12 protein-coding genes and 1 riboswitch are annotated in these 12,028 nt (G+C 73.7%); of the genes, 6 read left to right on the top strand and 6 right to left on the bottom strand.

Annotated features, from left to right (window positions below):
• Positions 1 to 91: 91 nt before the first annotated feature.
• The 3 genes from thiE to ACFTWP_RS36470 form a co-directional block, all read right to left on the bottom strand.
• Positions 92 to 760: a thiamine phosphate synthase gene (gene thiE / locus ACFTWP_RS36480; protein WP_380269374.1), complete on the bottom strand. Its 669-nt coding sequence runs from the start codon at positions 758 to 760 to the stop codon at positions 92 to 94.
• Entirely contained in the window at positions 760 to 1,125 is a 366-nt protein-coding gene (locus tag ACFTWP_RS36475) for an Rv2175c family DNA-binding protein (protein ID WP_073923314.1), read from the bottom strand. Before ACFTWP_RS36475 ends, thiE begins: the two co-directional genes overlap by 1 nt.
• A 107-nt stretch (positions 1,126 to 1,232) precedes the next feature.
• On the bottom strand, positions 1,233 to 2,426 hold the full coding sequence (locus ACFTWP_RS36470) for an NAD(P)/FAD-dependent oxidoreductase (protein ID WP_380269372.1): 1,194 nt from the start codon (positions 2,424 to 2,426) through the stop codon (positions 1,233 to 1,235).
• Between the two features lie 120 nt (positions 2,427 to 2,546).
• Positions 2,547 to 2,660, top strand: a riboswitch (TPP riboswitch).
• Here ACFTWP_RS36470 and thiO point away from each other — a divergent pair.
• The 5 genes from thiO (at position 2,654) to ACFTWP_RS36445 (ending at position 8,397) form a co-directional block, all read left to right on the top strand.
• Positions 2,654 to 3,850: a glycine oxidase ThiO gene (thiO, locus tag ACFTWP_RS36465; RefSeq protein WP_380269371.1), complete on the top strand. Its 1,197-nt coding sequence runs from the start codon at positions 2,654 to 2,656 to the stop codon at positions 3,848 to 3,850. (Overlaps the previous riboswitch by 7 nt.)
• Positions 3,847 to 4,056 carry a sulfur carrier protein ThiS gene (gene thiS / locus ACFTWP_RS36460; protein ID WP_380269369.1) on the top strand — a complete coding sequence of 70 codons (210 nt, stop codon included), beginning with the start codon at positions 3,847 to 3,849 and terminating at the stop codon, positions 4,054 to 4,056. The genes thiO and thiS overlap by 4 nt, the downstream gene beginning before the upstream one ends.
• 5 nt (positions 4,057 to 4,061) lie before the next feature.
• Positions 4,062 to 4,880 (top strand): thiazole synthase, encoded by an 819-nt coding sequence (locus tag ACFTWP_RS36455; protein ID WP_380269368.1) that lies wholly within the window; start codon positions 4,062 to 4,064, stop codon positions 4,878 to 4,880.
• A gap of 210 nt (positions 4,881 to 5,090) precedes the next feature.
• The gene (pknB, locus tag ACFTWP_RS36450) at positions 5,091 to 6,875 is read left to right on the top strand and encodes a Stk1 family PASTA domain-containing Ser/Thr kinase (protein ID WP_380269378.1); all 1,785 of its coding nucleotides are present in this window, start codon (positions 5,091 to 5,093) and stop codon (positions 6,873 to 6,875) included.
• A 142-nt stretch (positions 6,876 to 7,017) separates the two neighbouring features.
• Positions 7,018 to 8,397 (top strand): FAD-binding oxidoreductase, encoded by a 1,380-nt coding sequence (locus ACFTWP_RS36445; protein ID WP_380269367.1) that lies wholly within the window; start codon positions 7,018 to 7,020, stop codon positions 8,395 to 8,397.
• A gap of 32 nt (positions 8,398 to 8,429) precedes the next feature.
• Here ACFTWP_RS36445 and ACFTWP_RS36440 read toward each other — a convergent pair whose 3' ends face one another.
• Entirely contained in the window at positions 8,430 to 9,059 is a 630-nt protein-coding gene (locus tag ACFTWP_RS36440; RefSeq protein ID WP_380269366.1) for a sulfite oxidase-like oxidoreductase, read from the bottom strand.
• A gap of 202 nt (positions 9,060 to 9,261) precedes the next feature.
• Between ACFTWP_RS36440 and bfr the strand changes: the two genes are divergently transcribed.
• The gene (gene bfr / locus ACFTWP_RS36435) at positions 9,262 to 9,741 is read left to right on the top strand and encodes a bacterioferritin (RefSeq protein ID WP_380269365.1); all 480 of its coding nucleotides are present in this window, start codon (positions 9,262 to 9,264) and stop codon (positions 9,739 to 9,741) included.
• Between the two features lie 121 nt (positions 9,742 to 9,862).
• On the opposite strand, the gene ACFTWP_RS36430 is transcribed toward bfr, so the two are convergent.
• Together ACFTWP_RS36430 and ACFTWP_RS36425 are read right to left on the bottom strand one after the other, a co-directional pair.
• On the bottom strand, positions 9,863 to 10,177 hold the full coding sequence (locus ACFTWP_RS36430; RefSeq protein ID WP_380269364.1) for a bacterioferritin-associated ferredoxin: 315 nt from the start codon (positions 10,175 to 10,177) through the stop codon (positions 9,863 to 9,865).
• Between the two features lie 249 nt (positions 10,178 to 10,426).
• The gene (locus ACFTWP_RS36425) at positions 10,427 to 11,773 is read right to left on the bottom strand and encodes a class II 3-deoxy-7-phosphoheptulonate synthase (RefSeq protein WP_380269377.1); all 1,347 of its coding nucleotides are present in this window, start codon (positions 11,771 to 11,773) and stop codon (positions 10,427 to 10,429) included.
• Positions 11,774 to 12,028 lie beyond the last annotated feature (255 nt).

Below are 12,028 nucleotides of genomic sequence, written 5' to 3'. Positions count from 1 at the left end.
GGGCGTGCGTCCAGACGGGGGCACCTCCCGGCCGAAGGCTGGGGGAGGATGATCCGGCGTCGCGCGCCCGGCAAGATCCGCCGGACAGGCCCTAGTGGACGGCCCGCACCCGGTGCGCCAGCTCGGCCGCGGCGGCGGCCGGGTCGTCGGCGGCGGTGATCGCACGGACCACCACGATCCGGCGGGCGCCGGCGGCCAGCACCTCGTCGAGGTTGCCCAGGTCGATGCCGCCGATGGCGAACCAGGGGCGGTCCGTCACCTGCTTAGCCGCGTACGAGACCAGGCCCAGGCCGGGCGCGTGCCGACCGGGCTTGGTCGGGGTCGGCCAGACCGGGCCGGTGCAGAAGTAGTCCACCCCGGGTTCGGCGACGGCCGCGTCGACCTCGGACTCGGCGTGGCAGGACCGGCCGATCACCACGTCCTCGCCGAGGATCGCGCGGGCCGCCGCCACCGGCAGGTCGTCCTGCCCGAGGTGCAGCACGTCGGGGCCGGCCGCGTGCGCGACGTCGGCCCGGTCGTTCACCGAGAGCAGCTTGCCGTGGCGGCGGCAGGCGTCGGCGAAGACCTCCAGGTACTCCAGCTCCTGCCGGGCCTCCAGGCCCTTGTCGCGGAGCTGGACGATGTCCACGCCGCCGCCCAGCGCGGCGTCCAGGAACTGCTCCAGGTCGCCCTGCTCGCGGCGGGCGTCGGTGCACAGGTAGAGGCGGGCGTCGGCCAGCTGCGCACGGGCGCCGGCCGCCGCCGTGGTGCCGGCCGCCATCAGATCAGCATCGCCTGGGCGCGGCGCTTCACCTCGGTGCCGCGGTTCTCCTGCAGCGCCTGGATGGGGCTGCCGGGCAGCGACGGGTCCTCGGTGAACAGCCATTCGAGGATCTCCGCGTCGTTGTACCCGCAGTCGCGGAGCACGGTCAGCGTGCCGGACAGGTGCTTGACCAGGCCGGGGCCGTCGATGAAGGCGGCCGGCACCTGCAGCGACTTGTTCGGGCCGCGGCGGACGGCGATCAGGCCGCCGTTCTTGACCAGGTCGCGCACCTCGGTGACGCGGACACCCCACTGCTCCGAGATGTCGGGCAGGTACATCCACTCGGGGACAAGGTCTTCAATCTTCGCTTCGATCTCGCTCACGTCACCAGACTGCCACCTCGCCGGGCCGCCGCGCACCACACGCTCCCGCGCCGGCCCGCCCGGTGACGGAACATGACCGGCCGTGACCTTCCGTGACGGCGCGTTCCTCAGGCGAGGGCGGACTTCAGCGGGACGGCCGGGTCGGCGGCCAGCGCCCGGTCCAGCACGGCGCCGCGTTCCAGCAGGCGCCGGCCCTGGGTGAGGTCCCGGGGGCGGTCGACCGCCAGCAGGGCGCGCAGCTCGCCGCCGCGCAACCAGAGCACCGCCCAGGTCGGGTCGCCCGGCGCCCCGCGCCACAGCAGCTCGTCGCCCTCGGCGTGCCGGCCGGCGTACTGCACCATCCGTCCGAACTGCTCGGACCAGAAGTACGGCACCGGGTCGTACGGGGTGTCCGCCCCCAGCAGCGAGGCGGCCGCGGCCGCACCGGACTGCAGCGCGTGGTCCCAGTGCTGCACGCTGAGCCGGCCGCCGGCCCGGGCCGAGGGGTACGAGACGCAGTCGCCGGCCGCCAGCACGCCCGGCACCGAGGTGCGCAGCCGCTCGTCCACCAGGACGGCGCCGGAGGCGTCCAGCTCCACCGCCGAACCGGCCAGCCAGCCGGTCGCCGGCCGGGCGCCGACCCCGACCACCACCTCGTCGGCGGCCAGCCGGGCGCCGTCCGCCAGCAGCACCTCGTGCGGGCCGACCGAGGCCACCACCGCGCCGCAGCGCAGGTCGACGCCGGCCGCCCGGTACCAGTCGGCCATCGCCCCGCCGACCGCCGCGGGCAGCGCGCCCGGCACCGGGGCGGGACCGGCCTCGACCACGGTGACCTCGCAGCCCAGCGCCCGGGCCACGGTGGCGGTCTCGGCACCGATCCAGCCGGCCCCGACCAGCACGATCCTGGCGCCGGGACGCAGCAGCGCGCGCAGCGCCAGCGCGTCGTCCACGGTGCGCAGCAGGTGCGCGCGGTCGGCACCGGGCAGCGCGGTCGGAGCCGCGCCGGTGGCGATCACCAGGCTCCCGTAGGGCAGTTCGCCCGCGTCGGTGTGCAGCACGCCCGGCTCCAGGCCGGTGGCCCGGCGGCCGGTGACCAGGTCGACGCCGAGCCGGGCGTAGTCGAGGTCGAGGGTGGTGGCGTCGGCCTTGCCGAGCAGTACGTCCTTGGAGAGCGGCGGCCGGTCGTAGGGCGCGTGCGGCTCCTCGCCGAGCAGGGTGACCGGGCCCCGCAGGCCGCCCGCGCGCAGCGCGTTCACGCACTGCGCGCCCGCCAGTCCCGCCCCGACAACGACCACCCGGTCCGTGCTCCGCAGCTCTGCCACGGCGCCACCCTACCGACCGCCCCCGCCGGGGCGTCCACCCTTCGCACGCGCCTTCGGTCCGGAGGGCGGCCGGAGTTATGGTGGGTGCACCTCGACCGGCCGGCGCTCCCGGCGCCGGACGGTCCGTACCACGGGAGCCCGGCGTACCGGGCTGAGAGGCGGGCTGGCACGGCCTGCGACCGTCCGAACCTGATCCGGGTCATTCCGGCGAAGGGAGAGCAGCGACTTTGACACGCTTCAAGAGCGGCGCGAGGACGGACGTCCTGATCGTCGGCGGCGGCATCATCGGCCTCGCGGTGGCCTGGCGGGCCGCCCAGCGCGGCCTGCGGGTGGTCGTGGTCGACCCCGCGCACGGCGGCGGCGCCGCCATGGTGGCGGCCGGCATGCTGGCGCCGGTCACCGAACTGCAGTACGGCGAGGAGCCGCTGCTGAGGCTGGGCATGGCCTCCAACGAGCGGTACGCGGCGTTCGCCGCCGAACTGGAGGAGGCCTCCGGGCTGCCGACCGGGTACCGCGCCTGCGGCACCCTGGCCGTCGCCCTGGACTCCGACGACCGCGAGGAGCTGCGCGAACTCCACGCCTTCCACCGGCGCCTGGGCCTGGACTCGACCTGGCTCACCGGCCGCGAGTGCCGCCGGCTCGAACCGATGCTGGCGCCGGGCGTGCGCGGCGGACTGCACGTCGCCGACGACCACCAGGTGGACGGCCGGCGGCTGGCCGCCGCCCTGGTCGCCGCCTGCGAGCGGGCCGGTGCGGTGCTGCACCGGGCCGAGGTCGCCGAACTGCTGGTCACCGCCGACCGCGCCACCGGCGCCCGGCTGAGCACCGGCGAACGGCTGGACGCCGAGCGGGTGGTGCTCGCCGCCGGCCCGCACAGCCACCTGCTGCCCGGCCTGCCGGCGGGCGTGCTGCCCCCCGTCCGCCCGGTGAAGGGCCAGATCCTGCGGCTGCGGGTGCCCGCGGCCTACCGGCCGTTCCTGTCCCGCAACGTCCGTGCGGTGGTGCGCGGCCAGCACCTGTACCTGGTGCCCCGCGAGGACGGCGAGCTGGTGATCGGCGCGACCAGCGAGGAGCAGGGGTACGACACCACCGTGACCGCCGGCGGCGTGTACGAGCTGCTGCGCGACGCCCACGACCTGGTCCCCGGGATCACCGAGCTCCCCCTGGTGGAGACCTCCGCCGGGCTGCGGCCCGGCTCCCCCGACAACGCGCCGCTGCTCGGCCCGACCGCGCTGCCCGGCCTGGTCGCGGCGACCGGCCACTACCGCAACGGCGTCCTGCTCACGCCGGTGACGGCGGACCTGCTCGCCGACTACCTGGCCACCGGCGTGCTGCCGGACCTGGCCGCGCCGTTCTCCCCCGGCCGGTTCTCCACCGGCCCCACCTCCTTCGAACCCTCCCCTCCCGCAAAGGCCCTGGCATGACCGACATCTCACTCTCCGTCAACGGCGAGCCCCGGCGGGTGCCCGCCGGGAGCACCCTCGCCGAGGTGGTGGCCGGCGTGAGCGGCGCGCCGTCCGGCGTCGCCGCCGCGGTCAACGAGGCCGTGGTGCCCCGCGGCGCCTGGGCCGGGACGGCGCTCGCCGCCGGCGACCGGGTCGAGATCCTCACCGCCGTCCAGGGCGGCTGAGCGCCATGGCCGACCTGCGCCCCGACGAGGAAAAAGACGTCCTGACCATCGCCGGCACCGCCTTCGCCTCCCGCCTGATCATGGGCACCGGCGGGGCGCCGAGCCTGGAGGTCCTGGAGCAGGCGCTGCGGGTCTCGGGCACCGAGCTGACCACGGTGGCGATGCGCCGGGTCAGCACCTCCACCCAGGGCTCGGTGCTGGACGTGCTGACCCGCAACGGCATCCGGGTCCTGCCCAACACCGCGGGCTGCTTCACCGCGGGCGAGGCCGTCCTGACGGCCCGCCTGGCCCGCGAGGCGCTCGGCATCGACTGGGTCAAGCTGGAGGTCATCGCGGACGAGCGGACCCTGCTGCCCGACCCGATCGAACTGCTGGACGCGGCCGAAACCCTGGTCGACGACGGCTTCACCGTGCTGCCGTACACCAACGACGACCCGGTGCTGGCCCGCAAGCTGGAGGACGTGGGCTGCGCGGCGATCATGCCGCTGGGTTCGCCGATCGGCTCCGGACTCGGCATCCGCAACCCGCACAACTTCCAGCTGATCGTGGAGAGCGCGAACGTCCCGGTGATCCTGGACGCCGGCGCGGGCACTGCCTCGGACGTGGCCCTGGCGATGGAACTCGGCTGCGCCGCGGTGATGCTGGCCTCCGCCGTGACCCGCGCCCAGGACCCGGTGCTGATGGCCGAGGCGATGCGGCACGCCGCGGAGGCCGGTCGGCTCGCCCACCGCGCCGGGCGCATCCCCCGCCGCTTCCACGCCGAGGCCTCCTCCGCGATGGCCGGCCGGGCCGACCTCGACCACCGGGAGCGGCCGGCGTTCTGAGCGCCCCGGGCGGCCGGCGCTCCGAGCGGCGGGAGCGGCGGGAGCGGCAGGAGCGGCCGGCCGCGGAGCGCGACGGCGCGGGCGTGATCCGGTGCCGCCCGGCGCGGCCGCCCCGGTGACGGAACTGTCCCAAGCTCGGCACAAGCCGCCCCGGGCGCGGTGTCCGCCCGGGGCCGCCGGCGTGGGCGCCCCTACACTTCCCTGGTGGACATGGCACTGCACGACCCCCTGATCGGTACCCTGCTGGACGGCCGGTACCGGGTCGAGCAGCGCATCGCGACCGGCGGGATGGCCACCGTCTACCGCGGGACGGACACCCGGCTGGACCGGGTGCTGGCGCTCAAGGTGATGCACCCCTCGCTCGCCGGGGACGCCGACTTCACCGGGCGCTTCATCCGCGAGGCGAAGGCCGTGGCCAGGCTCTCGCACCCCAACGTGGTCAACGTCTTCGACCAGGGCGCCGACGGCGGGACGGTCTTCCTCGCCATGGAGTACGTCCCCGGCCGGACCCTGCGCGACGTCCTGCGCGACCGGGGCGCGCTGTCCATCCGGGCCGCCCTGGACATCCTGGAGCCGGTCCTGGCGGCGCTCGGCTCCGCGCACCGGGCCGGGCTCGTGCACCGGGACGTCAAGCCGGAGAACGTGCTGATCACCGACGACGGGCTGGTCAAGGTCGCCGACTTCGGCCTGGTCCGGCTGCTGAACGGCACCGACGGCGCGGTCACCGCCACCACCACGCCGACGGCCGGCGTGCTCGGCACGGTCGCCTACCTGGCGCCCGAGCAGATCCGGCCGGGCACGCCCACCGACCAGCGGGTGGACGTCTACGCGGCGGGCATCGTGCTCTACGAGATGCTCACCGGCGCCCGCCCGTACACCGGCGAGAACCCCGTCCAGGTGATCTACCGGCACCTGCACGAGGACGTCCCCGCGCCCTCCCTGGCCGTCCCCGGCGTCGGGCCCGGGCTGGACGCCATAGTGGCCGCGGCCGCGGCCCGCGATCCCGGCGCACGCCCGTTCGACGCGGTGGAGCTGCTCGCCGCGCTGCAGCGGGTGCGCCGCACCCTGACGCCGGCCGAACTGGACGCCGAGCCGCCCGCCTCCACCCGGCCGACGCCGGCGTACCCGACCACCGAGTCGACCTCGGTCATCCAGCCGGCCGTGCTGCACACCAGCGTGCTGGAGGTGCCCGCGGAGCTGATGGACGAACTGCTGGCCGCGCCGCGCCCGTACGACGAACCGGCCCCCGCCGGCGGGCGGGCGGACCGGCGGACCGGCGGCCCGCGCCGCCGTCGCGGGCCCCGCCTGCCCCGCCGCTCGCGGGCCGCGCTGGTCTGGGGCGCCGTGCTGGTCGTGGTGCTGCTGCTGGTCGGCGGGGCGACGTACGCACTGTCCGGCGCGGTGTACACGACGGTGCCCGGCGTGCTGGGCAAGAGCCGGGCGGAGGCGGTCTCCGTGCTGGACGGGGCCGGGCTCCGCGGCAGTTTCACCGAGGTGTACAGCGAGACCGTCCCGGCCGGCACGGTGGTCGACACCGACCCGGGGGTCGGGCGGCGCACCCGCAAGAGCGACCCGGTGGCGGTGACCGTCTCGCGCGGGCCCAAGCGGATCGCCGTACCCGAGCTCGCCGGCAGGACCCTGGACCAGGCGCGGCAGGCACTGGTCTCCGCGCAGCTGGCACCCGGCACCAGCAGCGAGCGGTACGACGACGCCGTCCCGCAGGGCTCGGTGATCAGCAGCTCGCCGGCGGCCGGCGAGCGGCTGCCGGAGAACACTCCGGTGTCGCTGGTGGTCAGCAAGGGCATGGTGCCCGTCCCCGACGTGGGCGGCATGACCAAGGACGAGGCGACGAAGGCGCTGACCGACGCCGGTTTCCAGGTGCAGAGCAACGGCCTGAACCTGTTCGGCACCGGCAAGGTCTCGGGCCAGAACCCGGCCGCGGGCCAGCGCCGCCCGCAGGGCAGCACGGTGGTCATCAGCTTCCCGCTGATCTGAGTGGCCCGGCGGCGTCCCGCGCCGCACGTACCGGCGGCGCGGCGCCGCGGCCCGGGTTGAGCCTTCACCCGAACGGCGTAGCGTGAATGGAGGGCCCCGGACGGGGCTTCGCACAGGCCGGTACCCCCGAGGAGTGGTCACCATGGCCGGGATCACCATCGACGACTTAAGAGAACGTACCCGGGGTGCCGTGATCACCCCCGGCGACAGCGACTACGACGAGGCCCGCAAGGTCTACAACGCCACGGCCGACCGACGGCCCGCAGCCGTCGTCCGGTGCGCCAACGCCGGCGACGTGATGGCCGTGGTCAACCACGCGCGGGAGAGCGGGCTGGAGCTCGCCGTCCGCGGCGGCGGGCACAGCGCGCCGGGCTTCGGCACCTGTGACGACGGCCTGGTGGCCGACCTCTCCGGCCTGCGCGGGGTGCGGGTCGACCCGGCGAACCTGACGGCCCGCGCCGACCCGGGGGCGACCTGGGGGGACTTCAACGCCGCGACCCACGCCTTCGGCCTGGCGACCACCGGCGGGATCATCTCCACCACCGGCATCGCCGGGCTGACGCTCGGCGGCGGCTTCGGGTACCTGTGCCGGTCCATGGGCATGACCTGCGACAACCTGCTGTCCGCCGACGTGGTGACCGCCGACGGCCGGTTCCTGACCACCGACGCGCAGCAGCACCCGGACCTGTTCTGGGCCCTGCGCGGGGGCGGGGGCAACTTCGGGGTGGTGACCTCCTTCGAGTACCGGCTCGCCCCGGTCGACACGGTGGTGGCCGGCCCGATGCTGTTCGAGCTCGACCAGATGGAGGGCATCCTGCGGTTCTACCGGGAGTTCGCCGAGGACGCTCCCGAGCAGCTCTTCCTGTTCCCCGGGTTCCAGACCGCGCCGCCGCTGCCGTTCATCCCCGAGGACCGGCACGGCGACGTCCTCGGCATCGTCGTGGTCTGCTGGTCCGGGCCGGCCGAGCAGGCCGACGCGGTGCTCCGGCCGCTGCGCGACCTGGCCCCCCGGGTCGCCGAGGCGGTCGGCCCGATGCCGTACCCGGCGATCAACGCCGCCTTCGACGCGCTGCTGCCGCCGGGCCTGCGGGAGTACTGGAAGGGCAGCTTCGCGACCGAGCTCACCGACGGGGTGATCGCGGCGCACCTGGAGCACGGGCCCAAGGTGCCCTCGCTCAGCTCCACCGTGCACATCTACCCGGTCACCGGCGCGCCGCAGCGGGTGGCGCCGGACGCGACCGCCTACGCGTACCGGGAGGCGTCGTTCTCGACCGTCATCCTGGGCGTGTGCGACGACCCCTCCGACGACGCGGCCAGCACCGCGTGGGTCCGGGACTACTACGCGGCCGTGTCGCCGCACTCCGAGCCCGGCGGGTACGTCAACTTCATGAGTGCCGACGACGGGGACCGCGTCGAGGTCAACTACCGGGGCAACTACGACCGGCTGGCCGCGGTGAAGCGCACCTACGACCCGGACAACCTGTTCCACCTCAACCAGAACATCCGGCCCGCGGCGGCCTGACCCGCCGGGCCGGCCACCGCCGGGGGCACGGGCTAGCGCAGCGGCCCGTCGCCGGGCTCCTCCTGGTAGGAGAACCGCTTCTCCTGCCAGGGGTCGGCGCGGTTGTGGTAGCCGCGCTCCTCCCAGAAGCCCCGGCGGTCGGCGCGCATGTACTCCACCGCGCGCACCCACTTGGGCCCCTTCCAGGCGTACAGCCCGGGCACCACCAGCCGGACCGGGAAGCCGTGCTCCACGGTCAGCGGCTCGCTGTTGTGGTGGGTGGCGAAGACCGTGCGGGCGTCGGCGAAGTCCTCCAGCCGGAGGTTGGCGCTGTAGCCGTACTCGGCCCAGACCATCACATGGGTGACGCCGGGCGCGGGGGGCACCTGTTCGAGGACGGTGGCGGCCGGCACGCCGGTCCATTCGTTGTCCAGCATCGAGAACCGGGTCACGCAGTGGAAGTCGGCGTGCACGGTGATCCGGGGCAGGGCGTTGAAGCCGGCGAAGTCCCAGCTGTGCTTCTCGGCCGAGGCGGTCGCCCCGAACACCTGGAAGTCCCAGGTCAGCGGCTTGAAACGGGGTACGGGTCCGTAGTGCAGCACGGGCCAGCCCCGTTGCGTGCGCTGGCCCGGGGGGAGTCTCGGGTCAGACGGCGGAAGTGGTTCTTGTTCGGACTGACCCATGACTCCATGGTGACAGACGGCGCGCTATGCCAGACGCACGCCCCCATCGGGCGCCCTACGCCGCTCGCACGGCGCAATGGTCGGCAAATCAGACAATCCGACACATGTCCGAGTGAGTGTGAACTTACTGGAAATACCGCCCACCGCGGTGCCAGGATGCGAGCAGCCGTGGTTCCCGGATGTACAGCAGGAAGGCAGCGCCATGAAGGGTGACCCCGAGGTCATCGAGTTCCTCAACGAGCAGCTCACCGCCGAACTGACCGCGATCAACCAGTACTTCCTGCACGCCAAGATGCAGGAGAACTTCGGCTGGACGAAGCTCGCCAAGTACACGCGGCACGAGTCCTTCGACGAGATGAAGCACGCCGAGACCCTCACCGACCGGATCCTCTTCCTGGACGGGCTGCCGAACTACCAGCGGCTGTTCCACGTCCGGGTCGGCCAGACGGTCAAGGAGATGTTCGAGGCGGACCGGCAGGTCGAGGTGGAGGCGATCGACCGCCTGCGGCGCGGAATCGTGGTGATGCGCGCCAAGAACGACGTCACCTCGGCGAACATCTTCGAGTCGATCCTCGCCGACGAGGAGCACCACATCGACTACCTGGACACCCAGCTGGAGCTGCTGGAGCGACTCGGCGAGCCGCTCTACCTGGCCCAGCTGATCGAGCAGCCGGAGTCCTAGACCCCGCCGCCGGAGGACCCGGCCGCCGAAGGACCCCACCGCAGGAGCCGGGAACCGCAGGCCACCGCAGACGCGGACCGGGGACGGAAAGCCGCAGGCCGAGGAGGCCCGGCCCGACGGGTCAGGCCGCGCGCAGCGGGGCCGGCTCCAGGGCGCGGACGGTCGACAACGGCGCCGGCCCGACCGGAACCGGCGCGGCGGACGGCTGCCCGGCTGCGCCGTCGGCCTCCGAGAGGCCGAGCTTGGCGGCCAGCCGCGCCGTCGGGCACGGCCGGGCGCCGTGCTCGCCGAGCAGGGCCTGGATGCGGCGCACGCACGAGCCGCAGTCGGTGCCGGCCTTGCAGCCCCGGGCTATCTGGCGGGGGCTGTTCGCGCCGGCGTCGATGGCCTTCTTCACCTGGTCCTCGGTGACCGCATGGCACATGCACACGTACATCGCGGTCGCTCCCAGATGGTTCGGGTCGGATCTCGGAACGAGTCCCGGATCGGGGCCCGTAAACGATCAACCAAGGCTTGCCTTAGCTCACTAAGCCTTACCTTACCCGCGGATCGGGGAAGGAAAAAGCCCCTCCGGGCTCGGGAATCCCGAATCCGGAGGGGCCTTCGTCACATCAGGGGCGCGCACCGCGGGTGCCGCGTCTCGCGGCGGCACCGTCACCGGCGCCGACGGGGGACGGGTCCACGGTCAGTGGCCGCCCCGGTACATCTCCGCCACCAGGAAGGCGAGGTCCAGCGACTGGCTGCGGTTGAGCCGCGGGTCGCAGGCCGTCTCGTAGCGCTGGTGCAGGTCGTCGACCAGCACCTCGTCGCCGCCGCCCACGCACTCGGTGACGTCGTCGCCGGTCAGCTCCACGTGGATGCCGCCCGGGTGGGTGCCGAGCGCGCGGTGCACCTCGAAGAAGCCCTTGACCTCGTCGAGCACGTCGTCGAAGCGCCGGGTCTTGTGGCCGCTGGAGGCCTCGAAGGTGTTGCCGTGCATCGGGTCGCAGATCCACACCGGCTGGGCGCCGGAGGCGGTGACCTTCTCCACCAGGGTGGGCAGGTGATCGCGGACCTTGCCCGCGCCCATCCGGGTGATGAACGTGAGCCGGCCGGGCTCGCGCTCGGGGTCGAGCCGCTCGATCAGGGTGAGCGCCTCCTCGACCGTGGTGGTCGGGCCGAGCTTGACGCCGATCGGGTTGCGGATCTTCGAGGCGAACTCGATGTGCGCCCCGTCCAGCTGCCGGGTCCGCTCGCCGATCCAGACCATGTGGCCGGACACGTCGTAGAGGTCACCGGTACGCGAGTCCACGCGGGTCAGCGCGGTCTCGTAGTCGAGCACCAGCGCCTCGTGCGAGGAGTAGAACTCGACGGTCTTGAACTCCTCGGGAGCGACCCCGCAGGCCTGCATGAAGGCCAGCGCGTTGTCGATCTCCTTGGCCAGCTTCTCGTACCGCTGGCCGGACGGGGAGTTGCGCACGAAGTCCTGGTTCCAGGCGTGCACCTGGCGCAGGTCCGCGTAGCCACCGGTGGTGAAGGCGCGGACCAGGTTGAGCGTCGCGGCGGACGCGTTGTACATCCGCTTGAGGCGCTCGGGGTCGGGGATGCGGGATTCGGGGGTGAACTCGAAGCCGTTCACCGAGTCACCCCGGTAGACGGGCAGGGTCACGCCGTCGCGGGTCTCGGTCGACTTGGAGCGGGGCTTGGAGTACTGGCCAGCGATCCGGCCGACCTTGACCACCGGCACGGAGGCGGCGTACGTCAGCACGGCGGCCATCTGCAGCAGGGTCTTGAGCTTGTTGCGGATCTGCTCGGCCGACACGCCGTCGAAGGCCTCGGCGCAGTCGCCGCCCTGCAGCAGGAACGCCTCACCACGCGCGACGGCACCGAGCCGGGCGCGCAGCTGGTCGCACTCGCCTGCGAAGACGAGCGGCGGATACGAGGCGAGGTCCGCAAGAGACTTGCGCAGCGCCTCAGGATCCGGCCATTCAGGCTGCTGCGCCGCGGGCAGGGACTGCCAGGTGTGGAGATTTGTCACGGTCACGTTGCCCAGGCTACGGGGTGTGACAACAGAATTGTGCGCGCTGCCCGATGGATGAGACGCGTCGTGGACATCGGCGTGACCGGCCTCACGTCCGCGGCGCATCCGCTACGCTCTGCACCATGAACGCGCCGCACACCTTCTCCTGGTGGTGGACCATCCCCGAGGTGGCCCACCGATAGCGCGTCCCTGACGACACGACGGCCGCCCCTCGGGGCGGCCTTCTGCGTATCCCGAGCAGTCGGCCCTCCCGGTAAGCGGAACCCA

Source organism: Kitasatospora sp. NPDC057015, assembly GCF_042673745.1.
Taxonomy (GTDB): Bacteria; Actinomycetota; Actinomycetes; order Streptomycetales; family Streptomycetaceae; genus Kitasatospora.
This window is presented reverse-complemented; position numbering and strand designations above follow the sequence as displayed.

Excerpts from the sequence above, each read along its gene's own strand:
- thiE (WP_380269374.1), bottom strand. The coding sequence starts at position 760 with ATGGCGGCCGGCACCACGGCGGCGGCCGGCGCCCGTGCGCAGCTGGCC.
- ACFTWP_RS36440 (WP_380269366.1), bottom strand. The coding sequence starts at position 9,059 with ATGGGTCAGTCCGAACAAGAACCACTTCCGCCGTCTGACCCGAGACTC.
- ACFTWP_RS36445 (WP_380269367.1), top strand. The coding sequence starts at position 7,018 with ATGGCCGGGATCACCATCGACGACTTAAGAGAACGTACCCGGGGTGCC.
- pknB (WP_380269378.1), top strand. The coding sequence starts at position 5,091 with ATGGCACTGCACGACCCCCTGATCGGTACCCTGCTGGACGGCCGGTAC.
- ACFTWP_RS36455 (WP_380269368.1), top strand. The coding sequence starts at position 4,062 with ATGGCCGACCTGCGCCCCGACGAGGAAAAAGACGTCCTGACCATCGCC.
- thiS (WP_380269369.1), top strand. The coding sequence starts at position 3,847 with ATGACCGACATCTCACTCTCCGTCAACGGCGAGCCCCGGCGGGTGCCC.
- ACFTWP_RS36430 (WP_380269364.1), bottom strand. The coding sequence starts at position 10,177 with ATGTACGTGTGCATGTGCCATGCGGTCACCGAGGACCAGGTGAAGAAG.
- bfr (WP_380269365.1), top strand. The coding sequence starts at position 9,262 with ATGAAGGGTGACCCCGAGGTCATCGAGTTCCTCAACGAGCAGCTCACC.